This is a genomic window from Companilactobacillus muriivasis (assembly GCF_036246245.1).
GTDB lineage: Bacteria > Bacillota > Bacilli > Lactobacillales > Lactobacillaceae > Companilactobacillus > Companilactobacillus muriivasis.
On record NZ_BTTQ01000001.1, the window covers coordinates 13,906 to 31,316 of the forward strand.

Annotated in this window: 11 protein-coding genes, 2 tRNA genes, 1 riboswitch and 1 other annotated feature; of the genes, 10 read left to right on the plus strand and 3 right to left on the minus strand. The window is 37.4% G+C overall.

Translation table 11 applies throughout. From position 1 onward, the window contains the following. Positions 1-142: 142 nt before the first annotated feature. The 3 genes from nrdD (at position 143) to AAA923_RS00095 (ending at position 5,124) form a co-directional block, all read left to right on the plus strand. Positions 143-2,353 (plus strand): anaerobic ribonucleoside-triphosphate reductase, encoded by a 2,211-nt coding sequence (nrdD, locus tag AAA923_RS00085; RefSeq protein WP_338213781.1) that lies wholly within the window; start codon positions 143-145, stop codon positions 2,351-2,353. Further along, entirely contained in the window at positions 2,283-2,864 is a 582-nt protein-coding gene (gene nrdG, locus AAA923_RS00090) for an anaerobic ribonucleoside-triphosphate reductase activating protein (RefSeq protein WP_338213783.1), read from the plus strand. Before nrdD ends, nrdG begins: the two co-directional genes overlap by 71 nt. 460 nt (positions 2,865-3,324) lie before the next feature. After that, positions 3,325-5,124 (plus strand): heavy metal translocating P-type ATPase, encoded by a 1,800-nt coding sequence (locus tag AAA923_RS00095; protein ID WP_338213785.1) that lies wholly within the window; start codon positions 3,325-3,327, stop codon positions 5,122-5,124. On the opposite strand, the gene AAA923_RS00100 is transcribed toward AAA923_RS00095, so the two are convergent. Then, the gene (locus AAA923_RS00100) at positions 5,119-5,736 is read right to left on the minus strand and encodes a DNA-3-methyladenine glycosylase (protein WP_338214441.1); all 618 of its coding nucleotides are present in this window, start codon (positions 5,734-5,736) and stop codon (positions 5,119-5,121) included. The two genes, AAA923_RS00095 and AAA923_RS00100, sit on opposite strands and share 6 nt — an antisense overlap. A 131-nt stretch (positions 5,737-5,867) precedes the next feature. Here AAA923_RS00100 and AAA923_RS00105 point away from each other — a divergent pair. Together AAA923_RS00105 and AAA923_RS00110 are read left to right on the plus strand one after the other, a co-directional pair. Beyond that, positions 5,868-5,939 (plus strand) — tRNA-Glu (locus AAA923_RS00105). Between the two features lie 5 nt (positions 5,940-5,944). Beyond that, positions 5,945-6,017, plus strand: a tRNA-Val gene (locus AAA923_RS00110). Between the two features lie 548 nt (positions 6,018-6,565). Here AAA923_RS00110 and AAA923_RS00115 read toward each other — a convergent pair. After that, the gene (locus tag AAA923_RS00115; protein ID WP_338213787.1) at positions 6,566-7,240 is read right to left on the minus strand and encodes a hypothetical protein; all 675 of its coding nucleotides are present in this window, start codon (positions 7,238-7,240) and stop codon (positions 6,566-6,568) included. 91 nt (positions 7,241-7,331) lie between these two features. Further along, positions 7,332-7,409, plus strand: a riboswitch (SMK box riboswitch). Here AAA923_RS00115 and metK point away from each other — a divergent pair. Then, the gene (gene metK, locus AAA923_RS00120; RefSeq protein WP_338213789.1) at positions 7,407-8,600 is read left to right on the plus strand and encodes a methionine adenosyltransferase; all 1,194 of its coding nucleotides are present in this window, start codon (positions 7,407-7,409) and stop codon (positions 8,598-8,600) included. It overlaps the preceding riboswitch by 3 nt. A 74-nt stretch (positions 8,601-8,674) precedes the next feature. Next, positions 8,675-10,150: an MDR family MFS transporter gene (locus tag AAA923_RS00125; RefSeq protein ID WP_338213791.1), complete on the plus strand. Its 1,476-nt coding sequence runs from the start codon at positions 8,675-8,677 to the stop codon at positions 10,148-10,150. Here the strand turns inward: AAA923_RS00125 and AAA923_RS00130 are convergent. Continuing rightward, positions 10,097-10,747 (minus strand): phosphatase PAP2 family protein, encoded by a 651-nt coding sequence (locus AAA923_RS00130; RefSeq protein WP_338213792.1) that lies wholly within the window; start codon positions 10,745-10,747, stop codon positions 10,097-10,099. The two genes, AAA923_RS00125 and AAA923_RS00130, sit on opposite strands and share 54 nt — an antisense overlap. Positions 10,748-10,827: 80 nt before the next feature. Between AAA923_RS00130 and AAA923_RS00135 the strand changes: the two genes are divergently transcribed. From AAA923_RS00135 to AAA923_RS00145, 3 genes are all read left to right on the plus strand, one after another. Beyond that, positions 10,828-12,084, plus strand: a complete 1,257-nt coding sequence (locus tag AAA923_RS00135; RefSeq protein ID WP_338213794.1) for a glucosaminidase domain-containing protein — start codon at positions 10,828-10,830, stop codon at positions 12,082-12,084. Continuing rightward, positions 12,081-12,296, plus strand: a binding site (T-box leader). Its footprint overlaps the gene before it by 4 nt. A gap of 43 nt (positions 12,297-12,339) precedes the next feature. Further along, on the plus strand, positions 12,340-14,754 hold the full coding sequence (leuS, locus tag AAA923_RS00140; RefSeq protein WP_338213795.1) for a leucine--tRNA ligase: 2,415 nt from the start codon (positions 12,340-12,342) through the stop codon (positions 14,752-14,754). A 1,008-nt stretch (positions 14,755-15,762) separates the two neighbouring features. Continuing rightward, complete coding sequence (locus AAA923_RS00145; RefSeq protein ID WP_338214442.1) at positions 15,763-17,400, plus strand: putative polysaccharide biosynthesis protein; 1,638 nt, start codon at positions 15,763-15,765, stop codon at positions 17,398-17,400. The last annotated feature ends 11 nt before the right edge of the window (positions 17,401-17,411 follow it).

Here is a 17,411-nt window from a genome sequence, read left to right on the forward strand (position 1 = left end):
ATAAGGCTACTATATATTGTATGACTGTGCTATATAACACATCATCTGGTATTTAGTAGTCTTATTTTTTTATTAATAATTTTGTAGAATGATAGCAGTATTTAACGTTATCGCAAGGTCAAAAGTTCAGGAGGATTTTTATATGAATGCCAGATTAGATGATTTAGTTACTATTCCCGTAGAAAAACGTAGTGGAGTCAAAACTAATTTTTACGCTTATAAGATTATGTTTGTTTTGGACCAATTAAAGTTAAACGCTGAACAAAAACAGTTAGTTGTAGATAAATTGGTGGATATTTTTCGTAGTCATGAATTGATTGCAGCGACAGAACTGCATAGGGTTATTTTTCGTATTCTGAAAGAAAATGGTATGGCTAATCAGGCTGATTCTTATGAAGAATACTTCCAAAGTGATCAGGATAAGTTTGCCCGTGCTACGAATGTCCAATTGAACATTGAACGTCTATTTGACCGTAACGATGAAGTTGTTCATGAGAATGCTAATAAGGACAGTAATATTTTCAATACCCAACGTGATTTGGAAGCCGGTGTAGCAAGTCGTGCGATGGGACTAAAAATGCTGCCAGAGCTTGTGGCTAAAGCACATTTACGTGGTGACATCCACTGGCATGATCTTGATTATTCACCAGTTACACCTGAGACTAACTGTTGTCTGATCGATTTTGATGAGATGTTGAGTCATGGTTTTAAAATTGGTAACGCTTGGGTTTCTTCACCACGCTCGATTCAAACAGCAACTGCCCAAATGTCACAAATTATTGCCAACGTGGCTTCATTACAATATGGTGGCTGTTCAGCTAACCGAATTGATCAATTATTGGCACCATATGCTGAAATTAATTATCAAAAACACATGAAAGATGCTAAGAAGTGGATTGCTGAAGATAAGCAAGAAGAGTTTGCTAAGGATAAGACTCGTAAGGACATTTATGACGCCATGCAGGCACTTGAATATGAAATCAATACACTTTACTCATCTCAAGGGCAAACGCCGTTCACGACCATTAATTTCGGTTTAGGAACGAATTGGTTGGAGCGTGCTATTCAAAAATCTATCTTAGAAATCAGAATTAAAGGTTTGGGCAAAGAACATCGAACGGCAATTTTTCCCAAACTAACATTTACTGTTAAACGTGGCTTGAATCTGGACCCAGGTGATCCTAATTATGACATCAAAATGTTGGCATTAGAGTGTTCAACTAAACGTATGTATCCTGATTTGTTGATGTATGACAAAATCAAAGAAATCACTGGTAGTTTTAAAACACCAATGGGTTGTCGCTCATTTCTTCAAGGTTGGAAAGATGAGAACGGTAAAGAAGTTATTTCTGGTCGAATGAATCTAGGCGTTGTAACGGTCAATTTACCAAGAATTGCTCTTGAATCCAAGGGAGACATGGATTTGTTTTGGACTATTTTTGAAGAAAAAATGCAGATTTGTCACGCCGCTTTGGAATATCGTATCGAACGTACCAAGCAAGCTAAACCTGAGAATGCACCGTTATTATATATGTATGGTGCTTTCGGTAAACGTCTTAAGAAAGATGACAGTATTGATGAGTTATTCAAAAATCAACGTGCCACTGTTTCATTAGGCTATATTGGTCTATATGAAGTATGTAGCGAGTTCTTTGGCGATAAATGGGAGGGTAATCAAGAGGCTCATGACTTTGCTGAAAGTATTGTAAAGGCGTTACACGAAAAATGTGTTAAGTGGGCTAACGAGAGTGGTTATCACTACAGTCTTTATTCAACACCAGCTGAATCATTGACGGACACATTCTGCCGCGATGATTTGGAAAAATTCGGCGTTATACCAAATATAACGGAGAAGGAATACTACACCAATAGTTTCCATTACGATGTTAGAAAACATCCTAATCCATTTGAGAAGTTGACTTTTGAAGAGGCATTTCCAAAATACGCTTCAGGTGGGTTCATTCATTACTGCGAATATCCTAATTTACGTCAAAATCCTAAGGCATTGGAAGCTGTTTGGGATTGGGCTTATGACCATGTTGGTTATTTAGGTACAAATACTTCGATTGATCAATGCTTCGAATGTGGGTTTAAAGGAGAGTTTAATGCCACTGCACGTGGGTTTGTTTGTCCACAATGCGGTAATCATGATCCACAAACATGTGATGTTGTTAAGAGAACTTGTGGATATTTAGGTAATCCACAACAACGTCCGATGATTCACGGTCGTCACGTTGAAATTGCTTCACGTAGAAAAAATATGACTTCGGAGATGATACAGCATGCGGCAAAATATGAGAGAGCCAAACAATCCGACTCCCAAAGAATGGTTAAGCAAGGACCACAGTCTTAAAAGAATTGCTGACTACAAACCATTTAACTTTGTAGATGGTGAAGGTGTTAGATGTAGTTTGTATGTTTCGGGCTGTCTATTTAGATGTCCGGGGTGTTATAACGTTGCAGCACAGGATTTTCGTTATGGAAAACCTTATACTAAAGAACTCGAAGATCAGATCATCAAAGACCTTGGGCAAAGCTATGTCCAGGGTTTAACGCTACTTGGTGGTGAACCATTTCTCAATACAGAAGTTTGTTTATCGTTATGCAAGCGAATTAGAAAAGAGTTTGGTCACACGAAAGATATTTGGTCATGGACTGGTTATTCGTGGGATGAATTAATGAAGGAATCAGATGATAAACTAGAAATGTTGTCCTTGATTGATATTTTAGTGGACGGTCGATTCTTACTGCGTAAAAAAGATTTAACATTACAATTTCGTGGCTCATCTAATCAAAGAATTATCGATGTTCCAAAGTCTCTAGCCAGTGGGGACGTAGTGATCTGGGACAAGTTGGTTAAATAAAGTTTATCAAATGATAAATGTAATTTGAAAGAATATTCATATTAAAAATTAAGTTTAAAAAAGCTGTATCACACCTACAAAGAAACAACAGAGGGTGGTGATACAGTTTTTTTGTACTTCTGTTATGAAGATTCGAATCTGTTGATTTTCCAGTAGGGAATTAGCATGAATTTTTCCACATAATAGGTGGATATTCTAAGATCTAGTGATGTCTAAAGTTCAAAATCGACTATGACTGTTTTTGTTTGCTTAAAATGACCTTAATTTGCCATACTATAGAGTAGATGAATATCTTTCCAATTGAGAAAGTATGCCAAAAATCTACTAATGTAGCCAACTTTAGGTATCTATTTGAAATGATAATTAAATGAGAATCATTCCAAATAAGTGTTCACTTTTCTATATAAAGAATGTATAATCAAGACAAAAGAAGGATTATATTTGGGAGGGTTGTGATTTTATGAACTCAGACAAAATTAAATTATACGGAACGTTAACAATTGGTTTTATCGCAGCCGTTTTGGAATTCGGATTTCATTTAAATGGTTATGCCCAACTGATTATTAGTATTCTTGGTTTGTTGTTGGCATTAATTATGTTTGTCGATATGATCAAAGTCCTCAAGTCAGGTAACTTTGGTATCGACTTGTTGGCAATTACCGCCATTGTGGCAACTATCAGTCTTGGTCAATACTGGGCTGGTTGGATTGTTCTATTGATGCTAACTGGTGGTGACACTCTTGAAGAGTACGCTGCTAATAAAGCTAAGAGTGAATTGAAATCTTTACTAGATAACACGCCATCAAAAGCTCATATGATTGATAACGGACATATCAAAGACGTTGATATTGATGATGTTAAAATCGGGGATGAACTCTTGATTCGTCCGAAAGAACAAGTTCCAGTTGATGGGACAGTTTTTGACGGTCAATCAGAAGTCGATGAATCATCCCTTACTGGTGAATCGGTACCAGTTAATGTATCAAAAGGTAAGTATGTCATGTCAGGATCAATCAACGGTGAGAATCCTTTCAAGATTAAAGCTGACAAAGTGGCTGCTGATTCTGAATACCAAGCTATCGTTAAATTAGTTAAAGAGTCAGAAACACATCCAGCGCATTTCGTCCGTTTAGCTGACCGCTATGCCGTTCCATTTACTTTGATCGCCTACATCATTGCAGGTATCGCGTGGTACGTTTCCAAAGATCCGATTAGAATTGCTCAAGTATTGGTTGTTGCTTCACCATGTCCATTGATTTTGGCAGCACCAATTGCCTTTGTTTCAGGGATGAGTCGCACAAGTAGAAACGGTATTATCATCAAATCTGGAACTGCTTTGGAAAAATTGAACTCTGCTCAGACAGTTGCATTTGATAAAACCGGTACAATTACAATGGGTAAGTTAGTTGTCGATCAATTCAAGGCAGCTAATAATTTCAAACCAGAAACTGTTATGGCTTATGCCGCTTCAATTGAACAAAACTCCAGTCACGTTATGGCTGAAGCAATCGTTAATTATGCTAAAGAACGTAATTTAACATTGACTAGTGCTGAAGATTTGAAGGAAGTTACTGCTGAAGGTATCGTTGGTACGATTGATGGACACATTGTTAAAGTTGGTCAAGGTGAATTCGTTACTGATGAAGCGGTCGATGAAGTTAAAGGTTCAGGCGTTTACATTTCAATTGATGGTAAATATGCTGGTGTCTACAGCTTGCTTGATCAAATTCGTCCAGAGTCTAAATCAACGATTCAGAAGTTAAAAGATTTCGGTATCAAAAATATCCTAATGATTTCTGGGGATAAAAAAGAAGCCACCGAAATGGTCGCTTCAGAAGTAGGTATTACGAAGGCTTATCCTTCAAGTTTGCCAGCTGATAAAGTTAAGATTATCAATGGCTTGAGTAAAGAATACCACCCAACTGTTATGGTCGGGGATGGTGTCAACGATGCGCCTGCCTTAGCTTTAGCTGATGTGGGTATCGCAATGGGTTATAAGGGTGCCAACGCCGCTAGTGAGTCCGCTGATGCCGTTATTTTACAAGATGACCTCAGCAAGGTTAGTCTAGTTGTTAAAATTGCTCATGATACGATGAAAGTTGCTCGTGAGGCTGTTTTAATCGGTATCTTCATCTGTATTGCTTTGATGATTATTGCCGCTTTTGGACTAATCCCAACTGTTATCGGGGCATTGCTTCAAGAAGTTGTCGATACCGTAGCAATTCTTTATGCATTGCGTGCTCGTAGCGACCGTTTATAGCCAACCATAAGTGTCAAGATTCATATCACGTTTAGGTAATTTTGAAACATAAGGATTACCTTCAACAATAAAACGCATATTTTTTGAAGTCCATGGCTCCTTATTTTTCACACCAATACGTGGTGTTGCTAAAATATTTTGAGGAGTCTGGACTTTTTTTGCTGAAAAAATGAAATTATTTTCATTCAACTTAGTACCGGAAAGTGATTTATCTTTGATGCCAAAAGCTGCCATCCATTTAGCAGGTCCATTAGTCGTCTCAAAGCCAGTTCTATTACGATTGACTTCCATTTGCTCAATACCCTCAATTGGTTGCAGAGCGCGAATAAGAATACCATTTGGAGTGCCAGCAGCTTGAATACTAATATCCATATCTAACCAACTGTGAATCGAGTAGATATAAATTGTTCCACCAGCTTGATAGAGAGGATCATTGGCAGGGGTGTGCCGACCATTGTAACTATGAGCCGCCATATCAATTGGTCCCAAGTAGGCTTCAGTCTCAACGATTAAGCCTGAGAAGGAACCCTGGTCTGATTTATAGGTAAAAGTATGTCCGAGCATATCTTGAGCCAAGTCCATAGTTTTACCAGTTTCAAAGTATTTTTGCACGTTCAAAGTTCATTATCCTCCTGTTTTTTAAAAAAGTTCGAAAAAATGTAAAAAAAAGCTTGCTACACCTTTATTATTATTGTATTATATTTCTTGTGCTTGAGAGAGCAATATATCAATTAAATATTTATGACTCCTTGGTCAAGTGGTTAAGACACCGCCCTTTCACGGCGGTAACATGGGTTCAAATCCCGTAGGAGTCACTTTTGGAGGATTAGCTCAGCTGGGAGAGCATCTGCCTTACAAGCAGGAGGTCACAGGTTCGATCCCTGTATCCTCCATACCAAAAGCGCTTAAACATCTAACTTAATGTTAGGTGTTTTTTTTATGCCTTTATTTATATATGCCGCCTCCGGTTGTCAGAAATATAGTTCTGCTATGGGGACCGGTCCGAGCCGAAGAGCGGTCTCGAACCTCGACTTGAAGCCTTGCAAAAATCGCAAGTCTCCAAGCTCGTCCCGTGGTGTAACGGCTAAAGCCGTAACGCCACCTCCATTGCAGACTATATTTCTGACAGCCGGAGGCTAAGTTAACTGTTAATTTCAATTTGAGGTTGATATTTAATCGCTTTTGGTATGGATTTTTTTCTTTTATATATATATTGAAATGATAAATAATCTTTAATTAAAGTGATCCGCTGCCCAATACAAAAAAAGGCGGAGGGTACAAAAAAAGATGTAGTCCGCAGTGCAAATATTGATATGGCTTTAGCCATTACAATACCGACGTATTTTGAACTTCGAGCGGTTTTCTCGAAGTTCAAAATCGAGACTTGAGACCTTGGCTCAAGTCGGTCGCACAGCAGACTACATCTTTTTTGTACCCGGAGCTAAACAACAAGAATCAAATTGCCAATAACCCGATAAAATAGATTCGACTGGTTGAAATTTTTATATTTTTTCAATAATGACATCGCAATAACGAAGACGATAATTGCTAAAGCTGTCCATAAGCTGATGTAATTTAGTAGGAATAAGATTACGCATAGAACTGAGATGACCGCCAATTCAATGTAATCAGTTTTAGTTCCTTCAAAATAATTGATCAATACAGTTGCTAGGTTAACTAACAATAGTGGGACAACGAAGTTTACTGAAATAAAATGCATGTAAGTGAAAGCTAAAGCTATCGACATGAAACTTGGAACAACGAAATCTTCCACTAATGAAACTAAGTTTTGATAGTTGTCTGGCAAATATCTCGTCATGTATAGGAAAGCTAATTGTGCAAAAACTAAGACTATTACGAAGAGATTCAACGAATGTAACGATAGAGCAGCCAATAATATATAGATGACACTGTATAAAATATGGAAATATTTATTGGGATTCAACGTTAAAATGTATTCTTTATATAAAGCTACCATGGCCACCATGATGATTAAAAATCCGTGTAGGGAATAGTTATTCAAGTTGTGGACAAAAATGAAGATAAACGGAAAAATATGGTAGCTTATGAATTCAATAAAAGCTGATAATATTTTTTTAGATTTTAATTTATCCATGCGAACTCCTTTGGCTCATAAAAACATATTAATGTAGAAAAAGTTGCACGTCAAACTGAGTTTTTCATGAAAATGGATTAATTTTGTGTTAACCTATTAAAAGGTTCCTGATGGGATCCTTTTTTTGTTTAAGGAGAGGCCCTGTAACCGAAAAGGTGGAAAAGATATGTCAAAAAATTATTTATTTACTTCTGAATCAGTTTCAGAAGGACATCCAGATAAAGTTGCTGATCAAATAAGTGATGCAATTCTCGATGCTATTTTAGCAAAGGATAAAGATGCGCGTGTTGCCTGCGAGACAACTGTTACAACTGGTTTAGTACTAGTTGTAGGCGAAATATCAACTTCTGCATATGTTGATATTCAAAGTGTCGTACGTAAAACAATTACCGATATTGGCTATGATGGAACAAATCCTGGTTTCAATGGTAATAGTTGTGCCGTATTAGTTGCACTAGATGAACAATCTCCTGATATTGCTCAGGGTGTTGACGATGCATTGGAAGAACGTGGTAACGACGATAAAGATCCATTGGATCAAATCGGTGCCGGTGATCAAGGTTTTGTTTTCGGTTTCGCTACAAATGAAACTAAAGAATTCATGCCATTGCCAATTTCTCTCGCTCACAAGTTGATGAGAAAGACAGCCGAAGTTAGAAAGAACGGTACTATCGACTACTTGATGCCTGACGCTAAGTCACAAGTCACAATCGAATATGATGAAAATGATCATCCAGTTCGTGTCGATACAATTGTTTTGAGTACACAACACAAAGCTGAAGCTAGTTTGGAACAAGTTCAAAAAGATATTAAGAAATATGTTATCGATGAAGTTGTACCAGCTAACATGATGGACGACAATACAAAGATTTTAATTAATCCTACAGGTCGTTTCGTTATCGGTGGTCCAGAAGGAGATTCTGGACTTACAGGACGTAAAGTTATCGTTGATACATACGGTGGCTTTGCTCGTCACGGTGGTGGTGCCTTCTCAGGTAAGGATGCTACTAAAGTTGACCGTTCAGCTAGTTACGCTGCCAGATATATTGCTAAAAACCTTGTAGCTGCTGGTGTGGCTGAAAAGGTTGAGATTCAAATTGCTTACGCTATCGGTGTGGCAAAACCTGTGTCAATTCACGTTGATACATTTGGTACTAGTGATTATTCCGAAGAACAACTTGAAGAAGTTATCAACAAGTTCTTCGACTTACGTCCACTAGGTATCATTAAAATGCTTGATCTACAAAGACCAATCTATAAGAAGACGGCCGCATATGGCCACTTCGGACGTACAGATATCGATTTACCATGGGAAAAACTTGATAAAGTTAATGATATTAAGAGTTTCTTGAAAATTTAATCGGTGATTACAGAGGCGTTCTTTAAAGTTTTTACTTTAGGGAAGGTCTCTTTTTTTATGGGAGGAATTATTTAATGGAACAAAAAAATCAGTCAAATGTTGTAATCGTCACGATTGCGGTATTTATTGCGACATTCATGACGGCAATTGAAGGAACTATCGTTTCGACTGCGATGCCGACAATTATCGGAAGTCTACATGGGGTTAGTTTGATGAACTGGGTCTTCTCAGTTTACCTACTGATGACTGCCGTAGCGACACCAATTTATGGAAAATTATCAGATATAGTCGGTCGTAAACCAGTTCTATTGATTGGTTTAGTGATTTTCGTCATTGGTTCGACTTTGTGTGCGATGTCGAATTCAATGTTGACGTTAATCTTGGCACGTGTAATCCAAGGTATCGGTTCTGGAGCTATCCAACCGTTAACATTTACGATTATTGCAGATATTTATCCGTTGGAAAAACGTGCTCGTATTTTAGGACTAAACGGTTCTGCATGGGGAATTGCTGCCGTTATAGCACCGTTATTAGGTGGATTCATTGTTGAAAGATTAAGCTGGCATTGGGTTTTCTTGATTAACTTGCCAGTTGGATTGATAACAATGGCTTTAATATGGATCTTCTTTAAGGAAGATAAACGAGAGCACGAGAAAATCAGAATCGACTACATGGGTACTATTTTGCTGATTTTAGTATTGTTGCCATTAATGCTAGCTCTACAAAATATCGGTAGCCGCACGATGTTGATACCTTTAGGCTTAGTATTAGTTTCAATTATTTCTATTTTTGCTTTTATTCATGTTGAAAAGCACGTTGCGGATCCAATTTTACCTTTGGAATTATTTAAGAATAAAACTTTCGTTATTCAAAATGTTTTAGCCTTGTTAGTCAGTGGCTTCTTAATCGGGTTCGAAGCTTATATTCCAACTTGGATGCAAGGTATTTTAGGCTTGAGTCCATCAATGGGTGGATTCGCCGTTACACCAAGCTCAATTGTTTGGATTTTTGGTTCATTCTGGGCTGGTTCATTGATAAAAAAAATGGCTCCCAATCGAGTCATTTACATCAGTTTATTCTTCTTAGCAATTGCTAATGCCTTATTATTAGCTGCTGGTCCAACAACGCCATTTTGGTACTTCTGTATGTTAGCCGGGATTGCCGGACTTGGCTTTGGTCTAACTATCACTACAACTACCGTTACATCTCAAACTGTCGTTGAACCAGAGAATGTCGGAGTTGCCACGAGCTTTAATACTTTGTTGAGAACAATTGGTCAATCAATGATGGTTTCAGTTTACGGAATCGTTTTGAACACCGCTTTAGCAAAAGGTGCCGCAGGAAACAAGCATATTACGGTCGATATGATGAATAAATTGATTGATCCGCAGACCGCTAATTCCTTGCCACATCAGCTTTTACCCAAAATGAGACAAATTCTTTTTTCAGGATTGCATAATATCTACATCGCTACTCTTGTATTATTGATACTGGGTCTAATTCTTAACGCCTTTGAGATTAAGAATCGAAAGATTCTTGGTTCTAAATAATAGAGTATTGAAAGTTATGAAAGTAGCTGCCAAAAGATAGCCACCGAAAACGTCGCTAGGGTAGTGAACTCCTAGAAAGATACGACTGTATCCAATCAGCAGTACCATGGCAATACAAATGGCACTGATAACTATCTTTAAGCTGATTTTTTTGAAAATATAGAGACTGATAATCAAAACCGAAATGTATAACGCAAATGAACTAGCCGAATGCCCACTGGGAAAGCTGTAGCCACCAGCATAAACGTAATGATGATGGCTGGGGCGTGGACGGTCGATAGTAATTTTAATAATGCTGTTCATTCCGGAGATGACTACCTTGTTGAGCACTAAATAAATCGCAGCATAATGATATTTTTTAACAATTAAAAGTAGAAAAATAATTGCGGTTACAATAATAGTTGCAAAAGTGTCACCGATACTTGTCATGAGTCGAAAGATGCCAAGTGTCAGGGGATTATGATGATAAATTTGACTGATCAAGGCAGTATCGAATTTTTTGATTAGATTAGTGTGTTGTGAGACATTAATGGTCCAAAAAACAAAAAACAGCAGTAAAAACACATTAAAGATGGATATTTTTCTAGATATTTTCATATTTTTTGATCTCTCTATTGTTTAAGTTTTTGTTAAGAAATATAATAAAGTATAAAGATTTTGAGGGAGAGCAGATATTTATGGTTATGACACGTCATGAACGCAAAATCGAAGATAGTCGTTTGACTAGATTAAATAATAAAAAAAGTAAGAACGCAAACTTACGCAAAAATATGACGATCTTAGGATCAAGTATGTTTGTTGGTGCTGCAGTAGCAGAAATTACTAATATTTCAGCTCCTACACCCGTTAAAGCCGAAGCTTTGTCCGTTAATAATTTGTTGAATCAAAACTCAGCAGTAGCAGCCACACCGGTTGCTTCTACTGGTGTTGGGGATCAAGCTTTTATTGACTATATTGGTAACTCAGCACGTAAGTTGGCCGCAAATAACGATCTCTACGCTTCAGTAATGATTGCACAAGCAATGGTTGAAAGTGGCTGGGGTACAAGTGGACTAGCTACTGCGCCTAATTATAATCTTTTTGGTATTAAGGGAGATTATAAAGGTGCCTCTGTTAATATGGGTACACAAGAAGACGACGGTACAGGTAGTCTTTGCTCAATTAGCTCTGATTTTAGAAAGTATCCTTCATATAAGGAATCACTTGAAGACTATGTTTCATTGCTTCGTGGTGGAACTTCAGGCAATTCACAAATTTATGCTGGTACTTGGAAGAGCAATACAACATCATACAAAGATGCTACTAAGTATTTGACTGGTCGTTATGCTACCGATACAACATATGCTGATAAGTTGGACAGTGTTATCGAAAAGTATAATTTGACACAATTTGATACAGCTGCTGATAAGGATCAAACGTATACTGTAGCGCAAGGCGATACATTACAATCAATTGCTGATAAGTTTAACATGACAACTGATACTTTGATGAGCTTGAATAATTTGAAGACTGATAATTATATTTATCCTGGTAAGACTTTGACAATTACTCAAGTAATTGGAGCTAATGGACAACCATTGGCAGTTACTAACTTGGCAAATAAGACTAATGATACAACAACTGATACTGGCAATGTTGGTGATGCTTACGGCAGTCAACAAGCACCAGTTATGGTTCAAGATGAACGTGATGGTGTGAAGAAATTTGTTCCATCAGAAAATGATTCATCTGACTCATCATCAATCAATGTTCAAAATGATTACAGCTCAAATGATAGTGATTCAGGCAGTCAAACTAGTAAGTCAGTAACCGTTCAAAGCGGTGATACAATTGACTCTATCGCTTCAAAAGCTGGAACAACTGTTGATAACGTTCGTCAATTAAATGATTTAAATTCTGATTTATTGGTTGTCGGACAAACATTAATGGTATAAGATATAAGCACGGAAGTAGTAGATTATAAAATACTTTTTCAGAAAGCGCATGGGGATGTGAATGCGTAAGGTTTTATTTTCGAACTCGTCCACTGATAATAGTTGCCGAACCTTTAGTAAGTGACTACGATTAATCCTCGTTAAGGATTTTGAGAGTCGTACTTATTTTGTGGTGCGGAACTTAGGTGGTAACGCGATAACTCGTCCTATGATTAATTTATAATCATAGGACTTTTTTTGTATAGGAGGAGAAAAATGTACAATCACAACACCGTAGAAAAGAAATGGCAAAAGTATTGGAAAGAAAACAATACTTTTAAAACAACTGAGGATCCAAATAAGAAGAACTTTTATGCCTTAGATATGTTTCCATATCCATCAGGTCAAGGTCTTCACGTTGGACATCCAGAAGGTTATACAGCCACAGATATTATTGCTAGAATGAAACGTGCTGAAGGCTATAACGTATTGCATCCAATGGGCTTTGATGCTTTTGGATTGCCTGCAGAACAATATGCTTTGAATACAGGACACAATCCCGCTGAATTTACTGAAAAGAATATTCAAAACTTTAAGCGTCAAATCAATTCACTAGGTTTCTCATATGATTGGGAACGTGAAGTTCAAACTACCGATCCTAAATTCTACAAATGGACACAATGGATCTTTGAACAAATGTATAAAAAAGGTTTGGCTTACGAATCAGAAACATTGGTTAACTGGTCACCAGATTTGGGTACAGTTGTTGCTAATGAGGAAATCATTGATGGTAAGACTGAACGTGGCGGTTTCCCAGTTGTTAGAAAGCCAATGCGTCAATGGATGCTAAAAATCACAGCTTACGCTGACAGATTGCTGGATGACCTTGATGATATTGATTGGCCTGAAAACATCAAAGAAATGCAAAGAAATTGGATTGGCCGTTCAGTTGGTGCCCAAGTTACATTTGATGTAGCTGGTTCAGATGATAAAATCAACGTCTTTACAACTAGACCCGATACAATTTTTGGTGTTGAATACATGACTTTGGCACCAGAGCACAAGCTTGTTGATAAGATTACAACACCTGAACAAAAAGCTGCTGTTGAAGCTTATAAAGAAGAAATCTCACACAAGTCAGACCTTGATAGAACTGATTTGAATGACGAAAAGACTGGTGTTTTCACCGGTGCATACGCAATCAACCCAGTTAACGGCAAGAAACTTCCAATTTGGATTTCAGACTACGTTCTTGTAACTTATGGTACAGGTGCCGTTATGGCTGTTCCTGCGCATGATGAACGTGACTATGCTTTTGCTAAGAAGTTTGATCTACCAATGACTCAAGTTATTGAAGGTGACTTGGATAACGGCGTTATAACGGAAGATGGCAAGCATATTAATTCTGACTTCTTGAATGGTTTGAATAAAGCCGATGCTATTGAACGTGCTATTGCTTACATGGAAGACAAAGGCTTTGGTGAAAAGAAAGTTAACTACCGTCTACGTGACTGGGTCTTCTCACGTCAAAGATACTGGGGAGAACCAATTCCTGTTATTCACTGGGAGGATGGTACGACTTCACTTGTTCCAGAAGATGAACTACCACTTAAATTGCCTGAAGATACTGATATCAAGCCATCAGGTACCGGTGAGAGTCCACTAGCTAACCTAACTGATTGGGTTAACGTAGTTGATAAGAACGGTCGTAAAGGTCGTCGTGAAACTAATACAATGCCACAATGGGCTGGTTCTTCATGGTATTACTTGAGATATATCGACCCTAATAATGACAATGCACTAGCTGATTATGATCTATTGAAGCAATGGCTACCAGTTGATTTATATATTGGTGGTGCCGAGCATGCCGTACTTCACTTGCTATATGCTAGATTCTGGCACAAAGTATTGTATGATTTGGGCGTTGTTCCAACTAAGGAACCTTTCCAAAAGCTATTTAACCAAGGTATGATTCTTGGTAAAGGTCACGAAAAGATGTCTAAATCAAAAGGTAACGTTGTTAACCCTGATGACGTAGTTGAGCAATATGGTGCCGACACATTGAGAGTTTATGAAATGTTCATGGGTCCTTTGGATGCATCAATCGCTTGGTCAGAAAATGGTTTGTCAGGTTCATACAAGTTCTTGGACCGTGTTTGGAACCTATTTATCAATGATGACGACTACAGCACATTGAAAGATGGCTACTTGACTGATACAAATGATGGTAAACTTGATAAAGTTTATAACGAAACAGTTAAGAAAGTTACCGAAGATTATGATGCATTGCACTTTAACACAGCAATTTCACAAATGATGGTCTTCGTAAATGAAGCACACAAGGTTGATACAATGCCAAAGGCTTACGCTGAAGGTTTAGTTCAATTGTTAGCTCCAATTGCACCACACATGATGGAAGAGTTATGGAGCAAGTTTGGCCACACAGAATCAATTTCTTACGCTAAATGGCCAACTTACGATGAAGCAAAACTTGTTTCTGACACAGTTGAAATTATCGTCCAAGTTAATGGTAAGTTGAGAGATAAAGTTGAAGTTGCCAATGGTACCTCAAAGGATGATCTTGAAAAACTTGCTACAACTGATGAAAAAGTTCAAAAATTTATCGAAGGTAAGAACATCGTTAAGGTGATCGTTATCCCTAACAAGATTGTTAATATCGTAGTTAAATAATGACAAGTAAAAAAGACTTCGGAAATTTTCCGGAGTCTTTTTTGGTTGAGTAGAAAGCAAGCTGAAGATAATATTGTTTAAGCGTTTTATATATATTATATGAAGGAATTTCAAACTTTTGTGAATAATTGCAAAATAGAGATTTTTAGGTGAGTTCAATTAATTAATTGCTTGCTTTCTAACCTGCAACAAGATTATTCTATCATTGTTCAAACGATAACGCGCTTTACAATTTTCTTGTTTTGTAAAATTTGGGGATATGCCGCCAGAGCTTGCGAGGGATGGAGTTTGCTGTGGAACCGGCTCGAGCCATAGTGCGGTCTCGACCCTCGCTTTTGAACTTCGCAGAGTTCGCGAATTTCAAAAGACGTCCTGTTATGTAAGACTGGAGAATCGCCAGCCTAACATAACTATCACTGCTGAACTCCATCCCTCGCAAGTTCTGGCTAGTGTCTTTAAAAATGCTTTGGTTTCCTATATAAGGCAGTTTTAACTGTTTCGATATAAAGTGTTGAATAGTGTAAATTATTGGTCAAAATGACTAGAGACTAAAGCTATAGAACATGTTTTAATCGGAAGGGACATTTTAGTGATCGAATTCAAAGCTTTCGTAATGTTTAAATAAGAATACATTCAGTATATTTATAAGAATTAATAAAAAGGAAAGTATCCAAGTAGTTATTAGAAATAGTCGGAGGGTGACAGTACAATGTTTAGCCAGCAGTGCAGGTATTCTTAGGGATTTATCCCTTACAATACCGACGTATTTTGAAATTCGAGTGATTTTCTCGAAGTTCAAAATCGAGGTGCGAGACCTTGGCTCGCACCGGTCGCACAGCAGGCTAAGCATTGTACTGTCACCCGGAGACGGCAAAATTAATTTGCTTTTTACGTAATTTAAGTGTAATTTAAATTTTTTAGGTAGATAACTTTGCTATAATTAAAAGGATAGTTTTTAAGGTGGTGCAGGTTTTGGGCGCAAATAATAGCCATGATGATGAAGAAGTAATGCCAGTAATTGATTCTGAGCCTTCTTCGCAAGACACAATGCTGAAAGGTTCAGCATGGATGACTGCTGGTAGTATTTTTTCTCGTATTTTAGGTGCGATATATATCATTCCATGGATGGCGTGGATGGGATCATATTATCCCGCAGCTAATGCCTTGTATGCTAAGGGTTATAACATTTATAGTCTGTTCTTGATTATTTCTACAGCCGGAATTCCCGGTGCAATATCAAAACAAATTTCACATTATAACGCACTTGATCAGTATGCAACTGGTAATAAATTGTTTAAGCACGGTCTGAAGATTATGACATTCATGGGTGTGATTTTTGGAGCCGTTATGTATTTTGGAGCGCCAATTTTGGCTACCATTTTTACTGACGGTGATCCAAGAAGTATTCCCGTTATCAAATCTTTGGCAGTTGCCGTTTTAATTATTCCAATTTTGAGTATTTTAAGAGGGTATTTGCAAGGATATTCTGACATGGCCCCATCCGCTATATCACAATTTATCGAACAAATTGCTCGTGTTATTTACATGCTTTTAGCGACGTATGTCATTATGATTATGAATAAAGGTAGTTATATCAATGCCGTTGTTCAATCAACTTTTGCCGCATTTATTGGGGCAGCTGTCGCTATTGGGATTTTAGTTTTAGCATTGTTGAGGCGCTTGCCAAAGCTGAGGCGATTATCGCGTAATGGTCAACCAATTGCTAATGTGAATGAGCGAAACTTTACTCGTGAAATTTTCCAACAGGCTGTTCCATTTATTATTTTGGATGCCGGAATAACATTCTTTAATTTGTTTGATCAATCAACATTCAATCAATTTATGCGGATGTTTGTTACTGCCACAGGAGCCCAATTGGATAATTATTATTCATTATTTGGTTTCCAAGCTAACAAATTAATTATGATTATCGTTTCGTTGTCAACCGCTATGGCCGTTACAGCCGTTCCAATCTTGTCAGGATTGTATTCTAAAGGTGATAAGAAAAATATTGAAAATCAAATTTCAAATACTTTGGAATTGTTCTTTTTCATTATGATTCCCGCATCACTAGGGATGTACGCTGTGGCACAACCATTGTGGACAACATTTTATCGTTATGATGCACTTGGCGTTTTGATGCTACAATTTTCATCCATTATCTCTATTCTATTGGGATTGTTCACTGTTTTATCAGCCGTTTTACAGGCGTTATATCGTAACAGATTGGCGATTAAATATTTTGTATACGGCTTGATTGTGAAAGTTGTTGTTCAATTGCCAATGATTGGCTTGTTCCATGAATTTGGTCCTTTAATTGCTACAAGTATCGGTATGGCGGTGGTTTGCTGGTTAATGCTACGTGAATTACATCGAATTTATCCATTCAATACAGGTCGAATTTCTCGTCGTATCAGTGGAATAATCTTATTCTCGCTGATTATGTTCGTCTCAGTTATGTTTGTTAACTGGGTGGTATTCCACTTTGTTGGTAATTCTGATCGAATCATTTCCGTTGTCGTCTTGGTATTAGAAGCTGGATTGGGTGGCGTTATATATGGCTACTTGGTTTTGAAGACTTCTTTAGCTGACAAGATTTTAGGACCACGTGTTGAAAGAATTAGAAGAATATTTAATATTAGATAAAAAATAAAAGA

Bases quoted from the DNA above. Each gene is read 5' to 3' on its own strand.
- nrdD (WP_338213781.1), top strand. From the start codon at position 143: ATGAATGCCAGATTAGATGATTTAGTTACTATTCCCGTAGAAAAACGT.
- nrdG (WP_338213783.1), top strand. From the start codon at position 2,283: ATGCGGCAAAATATGAGAGAGCCAAACAATCCGACTCCCAAAGAATGG.
- AAA923_RS00095 (WP_338213785.1), top strand. From the start codon at position 3,325: ATGAACTCAGACAAAATTAAATTATACGGAACGTTAACAATTGGTTTT.
- AAA923_RS00115 (WP_338213787.1), bottom strand. From the start codon at position 7,240: ATGGATAAATTAAAATCTAAAAAAATATTATCAGCTTTTATTGAATTC.
- metK (WP_338213789.1), top strand. From the start codon at position 7,407: ATGTCAAAAAATTATTTATTTACTTCTGAATCAGTTTCAGAAGGACAT.
- AAA923_RS00125 (WP_338213791.1), top strand. From the start codon at position 8,675: ATGGAACAAAAAAATCAGTCAAATGTTGTAATCGTCACGATTGCGGTA.
- AAA923_RS00130 (WP_338213792.1), bottom strand. From the start codon at position 10,747: ATGAAAATATCTAGAAAAATATCCATCTTTAATGTGTTTTTACTGCTG.
- AAA923_RS00135 (WP_338213794.1), top strand. From the start codon at position 10,828: ATGGTTATGACACGTCATGAACGCAAAATCGAAGATAGTCGTTTGACT.
- leuS (WP_338213795.1), top strand. From the start codon at position 12,340: ATGTACAATCACAACACCGTAGAAAAGAAATGGCAAAAGTATTGGAAA.
- AAA923_RS00145 (WP_338214442.1), top strand. From the start codon at position 15,763: ATGCCAGTAATTGATTCTGAGCCTTCTTCGCAAGACACAATGCTGAAA.